This window comes from Acidovorax sp. HMWF029 (assembly GCF_003060895.1).
Taxonomy (GTDB): domain Bacteria; phylum Pseudomonadota; class Gammaproteobacteria; order Burkholderiales; family Burkholderiaceae_C; genus Acidovorax.
The window spans coordinates 5,790-10,713 of sequence record NZ_QAIH01000152.1; the positions used below are offsets into that span (position 1 = coordinate 5,790).

The following is a 4,924-nucleotide window of genomic DNA, read 5'->3' on the forward strand; positions in this document are numbered from 1 at the left end:
TTGCAGTGCCTTCATCGTAGAAAAATGCGCGCATCACGTGGTTGCAAAATTTGTTCAAATTTCAGCGTTTCATGTTTATGAAAGAGAATTTGAGTGATAAATATTTCTCTGAATAATCTATGTGCGCAACAAAAGTTCGTGTCAAGAATGTGCCGCAGGCCGATGTCTCGGCCGAGCTGGATCGCACCGACAAAGCCATCCTGCGCCAGCTGCAGCGTGATGCGTCACTCTCCAACGTCGCGCTGGCCGAGAAGGTGCATCTGAGCCCACCCGCCTGCCTGCGCCGGGTGGAGCGTCTCAAGCGCCTGGGGCTCATCGACAAGGTGGTGGCGCTACTCAACCCACAGGCCGTGGGCGCGGGCATGCTGGTGATGATTGGCGTGGTGCTGGACCGCTCCACGCCCGAGTCCTTTGCTGAATTTGAAAAGGCGGCAGCCAAAGTGTCGGGCTGCATGGAATGCCATGTGGTCACCGGCGAGTTCGACTATTTCATGCTGGTGCGCACGCGCGACAACGACAGCTTCAACCGCCTGCGCGCCGAGCAGCTGCTCTACCTACCGGGCGTGCGGCAGGTGCGTTCGTTCATGGTGCTGCGCAACGTGCTCTCGACCACCGAGTTGCCGCTGGTGGTGTAGCTCACCGACATCTTTTTACTGTGCCCCGCGCAGCCGGCCCATCATGGCCGCCCAGGCCGGGCCACCAAACACGTTGACCACCAGGCCTGCCATCAAGAGCCCGGCGCCCGCAAAGTGCACGGGCAGCAACTGCTCGCCAAACACCACCCAGCCCGTGGTCAGCCCCACCACGGGCACCAGCAGGGTGAAAGGAGCCACGCGGTTCACGGGGTAGCGTGACATGAGGTAGGTCCACAGGCCAAAGCCCAGCAGTGTTGATATCCAGGCGATGTAGGCCACGGCAGCCATGGATTTCAGCGACAGGTGCTGCACGGCGGACAGCACGGCGCTGGGGCCATCCATCACCAGCGCCAGGGCCACAAACGGCAGGGGTGCCACCAGGCTGGACCACACGATGAAGGCAAACTGGTTCATCGGCCCATAGCGCCCCACGGCACGCGTGACGATATTGCCGCAGCCCCACAGAGCCGCTGCGGCCACGGTCAGTGCAAAACCCGCCAGCGGCATGGATGCTCCATGCGCGCTGCCAATCAGCACGAGCCCCATGCCCGCCAGGGCGAGCCCTGCAACCTGATTGCCTTGCCAGGTCTCGCGCAACCACACCACTGCCAGCAGCAGCGTAAAGAATGACTGCGACTGCAACACCAGCGATGCCAGCCCTGAGGGCATGCCAATGTGGATGGCGGTGAACAGCAGCGCAAACTGCCCCACAGCCATGGTCATGCCGTACAGCAGGTACAGCTTGAGCGGCACCTTGGGCGGCTTGACGAACAGCAACGCCGGAAACGCTGCCAGCAGGTAGCGCAGCGCGCCCAGAAGCATGGGCGGCACATCGGCCACACCGACTTTGATCACCGCAAAGTTCAGCCCCCACACGACGATCACAAGCAGGGCCAGGGCCAGGTCACGGGTGCGCAGAGCAGTGTTCATGCCCTGCATTCTGCGGGACCGCCGGGCTGGAGGCCGTGCGTTTCAGGACCGCACTGGTGCAAAAACAGACAAACCAGGCTGAGCCCGGCGTGTTACGCCGATTCGACTGCGAAGCCCAGCCCTGCGTTCGCCTGCAGCCGCGCAATCAGCTTGTCGCCCAGGGCTGGGGCCGTGGTCCAGATGCCGCCGGGCGTGTCTGTCGCGTCCTGCAGCAGGCACACGGCTGCCTCGGTGATCATCTTGGAGGTGGAGCCGTAGCCCGGATCGCGGTCGCCCTTCACGCCCACGCGCAGGGTGTTGCCCGCATCGTCGGAGCCCAGGAAAAGCACGTCGTAAAAGCCGTTCTCACGTTCCTCGCGCGATGGGCCTTCGCCCGGCTTGGGACCCTTGTCCGAGCCCAGCGACTTGTCGCCCGCCACCGCGTTGGCGATGGCCTCGCCCTTTTCGCCAGGGCCGGTGATCAGCATTTCGTCGTACACAAAGTCGGCGCCGTAGGCGTGCTGCAGCAAGAAGTTGGAGCGGTGCACATTGCGCGTGTTGATGGCGGCCATCACGAACGGCGCCACCCACACGCCATCGCCTAGCGCCTCGTCCACCATGGGTTTGTTGCCCGAGGGTTGGCGCGGCCCTTCAAAACCGGGGGTGAGCGAGAACGGATTCTTGAGCAGGTCCAGCACACCAGGCTGGGTGGCGGCTGCGGCCATGGTGGCCTTCAGGCTGGCCGCAGTGCCGCCCGAGAAGGTGCCCTTCATCTTGCGCACCCGGCCGCGTACGCGGGGGGCTGCGTGGCCGAAGCGCTGGGCAAATTCCTTTTGCAGCAGGAACACGCCCAGGTCGAACGGGATCGAGTCGAACCCGCACGAGAACACGATGCGCGCGCCGCTGGCCTTGGCTGCAGCTTCGTGCGCGTCGATCATCTGGCGCATCCAGGCAGGCTCGCCGCACAGGTCCACGTAGTCCACACCGGCTTTGGCGCAGGCGGCCACCAGTTCGTTGCCATACAGCTGGTAGGGGCCCACCGTAGTCAGCACCAGGCGCGTGGCGTCCATCAGCGCCTGCAGGCTGGCGGGGTTGCTGGTGTCGGTCACGACCAGCGGGGTGTCGGCCGGGGCGCCCACTTCGTCGCGCACGGCGGCGAGTTTGTCGGCATTGCGTCCCCCCATGGCCCAGCGCAGGCCGCTGCCAGCGGGATAGCGCTGGAGCAGGTATTCGATCACCAGGCGGCCGGTGAAGCCGGTGGCGCCGTGCACTACGAGGTCAAAGGGTTTGGTCATGGGGTGGGTCTCCGTACATCAAAAGCAAGCGGGCTCGCATGGCATTCGGCGCTGCCACGCTGGGTGCTGCCATTGTCTTTGGCAGGGGCTGCTGCCTGTGTCGCGCAGGTGCATGGACGCTCCGCCGTAGGGCTAAAACAACGGCTTTTTGAGGAATGTTGGAGAAAAAGTACCGCCAGGCGATACCGATAAGGCTGTAGGTAGCCACTGTTACGGTTCAATGCAGACACGCAAGTTACGTCTGGGCACCATTCGCTCCGTGTTCAACCAACGCCCTCTGGGGCACCACCGCAATGTCTTCTTCTCCCATCGTTGTTCAGCGTGACACCAAGGCTTGGCAGCTGCAGGTGTGGGTCTCGTTCGGCATCGCGGTTTTTCTGTGCGCCGTGGGCCTGGCCTGGCTGCCGGGCGAGCAGCTGGAGCAAGCGTTCATGGTGATGGGCTATGTGTTCTGCCTCTCGGCCGCGTTTGTGCTGGCCAAGTTTGTGCGGGACAACGAAAGCGCTTCGCGCCGTGGCGGTGGTGACACCCCCCTGTGGAAGCTGGTGGTGTGGGGCGGCTTTGCGGTGGCCATGGGCCTGACGGGCTGGGGCTTGCTGAGCATGGACATCAATGTGACCTACAAGGCGTTTCTGGGCGTGAGCTGGCTGTACCTGATCACCACCGCCTTCACGCTGGCCAAGATGCTGCGTGACCGCCACGAGGCTGATCTGATGGAAGCCCGCCTGCAGGGCCGACGCGAAGCTGCCCAGGCGGCCGCCCAGAACCACAGCGCGAACTGATCGCATCCGGTGTACGCAGGCGGTGCATCGCCGCCCGTACCGGCAAATTTTCTTTCCGGTTTTCGACCCGGTTTCTCCCGCACCCTGGGTGCGTGGTGGGGCCGCAATTTGAGGAGTGAATGATGATGAACACGGTGTTTTCTTCGCGGGGCCCAACCCGACTGTCCCGCGCCTTGCTGGTGGCTGGTGTGGTGTGTGCCGCGCTGGTGGTCGCTGCTCCGGCCCGGGCGCAGAGCGAGGCTTCTGCCGCGCTGTCGCTGCTGCCCGTGGCTTCGGTGGTGGGCACGGCGTCGGTGGCCTCGGCCGCCGCAGGTGCGGTGGTGACCGTGCCAGCCGCGTTGTCGGTGGGCGGCGCGGTGCTGACGGTGAAGGCCGTCGAAGCCTCGGCCGTGGGCACGGTGTACCTGCTGGAGCGTGCCTCGGACGGCGCCCAGGTGAGCGTGGAGGTGGTGGGCCGCGGTGTGGCGGGCTCGGCCTATGCAGTGGGCACGGTGGTGACCTGCAGCGTGATCGGCACGGGTGTGATCCTCTCCGCAGCGGGCGAGGCGATTGCCTTTGTGCCCAACGCCATCGGGCGCGCTTTGCTGCACAACGAGCGCCTGTGAATATGAAGTACAACCCCCTGATCCGCTACGCGGCTTCCCCTTTCTCTCTACGCGCTGCGCGCTACGGGAAGGGGGACGATGCCCTCACTGCGGGGCGGCCCTTGCTTGGCATCCCTCGCTGTGGTCGCGCCAGTTTCATGGGCCATGGGCTCGCGGTACTGACTGCTGTTGTCACGATCGTGGCAACCGTTCCTGCCCACGCTGGACGTTCTTGCGAATCCCGCAAGCCCGTACCGCCGCAGGTGATCGAGCGCGGCATGAAGCTGGCTGAGCAGACCTCGGCCGCGCTCGATGCCGAGCATGCGAAGTCGGGCGCCCAGGTGGTGGCGCTGGCTCGCGCAGGGCAGGACCTCTCCAAGTACGGTCTGCGCTATTCGCACATGGGCTGGGCCTACAAGACTCCCGAAGGGCCTTGGCGCGTGGCGCACAAGCTCAACGAATGTGGCACGGCGGTGGGGCACCTGTACCGCCAGGGCTTGGGCGAGTTCTTCCTGGACGACCTGTGGCGCTACGAGGCGGTGTACGCCGTGCCCACGCCCGAGGTGCAGCAGCGCCTGCTGGCCGTGCTGCAGGACAAGGGCCGCACCAAGGCGCTGCAGCACCCGCCGTACAGCATGGTCAGCTACGCGTGGGGCCGCAAATACCAGCAGTCCAACCAGTGGGCGCTGGAGACCCTGGCGATGGCGATGGAGCCCACC

6 protein-coding genes are annotated in these 4,924 nt (G+C 64.8%); 4 read left to right on the plus strand and 2 right to left on the minus strand.

Annotated elements, in window-relative coordinates; translation table 11 throughout:
• Positions 1-119: 119 nt before the first annotated feature.
• Positions 120-635, plus strand: coding sequence for an Lrp/AsnC family transcriptional regulator (locus DBR12_RS10520; protein ID WP_108617196.1), 516 nt, complete (start codon positions 120-122; stop codon positions 633-635).
• A gap of 15 nt (positions 636-650) precedes the next feature.
• Here DBR12_RS10520 and DBR12_RS10525 read toward each other — a convergent pair whose 3' ends face one another.
• Positions 651-1,565, minus strand: coding sequence for an EamA family transporter (locus tag DBR12_RS10525; RefSeq protein WP_108617201.1), 915 nt, complete (start codon positions 1,563-1,565; stop codon positions 651-653).
• A gap of 92 nt (positions 1,566-1,657) precedes the next feature.
• Entirely contained in the window at positions 1,658-2,839 is a 1,182-nt protein-coding gene (locus DBR12_RS10530; protein WP_108617197.1) for a trans-acting enoyl reductase family protein, read from the minus strand.
• 293 nt (positions 2,840-3,132) lie between these two features.
• Between DBR12_RS10530 and DBR12_RS10535 the strand changes: the two genes are divergently transcribed.
• The 3 genes from DBR12_RS10535 to DBR12_RS10545 all read left to right on the plus strand — a co-directional run.
• On the plus strand, positions 3,133-3,621 hold the full coding sequence (locus DBR12_RS10535; protein WP_108617198.1) for a YiaA/YiaB family inner membrane protein: 489 nt from the start codon (positions 3,133-3,135) through the stop codon (positions 3,619-3,621).
• Positions 3,622-3,740: 119 nt separating this feature from the next.
• On the plus strand, positions 3,741-4,226 hold the full coding sequence (locus DBR12_RS10540) for a hypothetical protein (protein WP_108617199.1): 486 nt from the start codon (positions 3,741-3,743) through the stop codon (positions 4,224-4,226).
• Positions 4,227-4,363: 137 nt separating this feature from the next.
• On the plus strand, positions 4,364-4,924 hold a 561-nt coding region (locus DBR12_RS10545; RefSeq protein ID WP_146185511.1), incomplete at its 3' end, for a DUF2145 domain-containing protein.